This is a genomic window from Pantoea sp. GbtcB22, from assembly GCF_019091025.1.
In the GTDB taxonomy this organism is placed as follows: Bacteria; Pseudomonadota; Gammaproteobacteria; order Enterobacterales; family Enterobacteriaceae; genus Pantoea; species Pantoea leporis.
In genome coordinates this window covers 1-242 of the sequence record NZ_JAGXKB010000676.1, presented here as the reverse complement: position 1 = coordinate 242, position 242 = coordinate 1, and the positions used below count along the sequence as shown (strand labels likewise).

1 protein-coding gene is annotated in these 242 nt (G+C 59.1%); it reads left to right on the top strand.

Annotated elements, in window-relative coordinates; all coding sequences use genetic code 11:
- A partial coding sequence (locus KVT28_RS26340; protein ID WP_217551236.1) for a porin occupies nt 1-242 on the top strand: 242 nt, incomplete at both ends.

Below are 242 nucleotides of genomic sequence, written 5' to 3'. Positions count from 1 at the left end.
TCGGCGGTGACGGTACCGCGCGTACCGATAACTTCATGACTGCGCGTGCAACTGGCGTACCCACTTACCGCAACAGCAACTTCTTTGGCCTGGTTGATGGCCTGCGCTCCGCGCTGCAATATCAGGGCAAAAACGACGCCACCAGCGCTAACGCCCGTGGCAGCATCACCGATACTTCTCGACAGAACGGCGACGGTTACGGTGCGTCACTGGGTTACACCATTGCTGACACCGGTATCAGC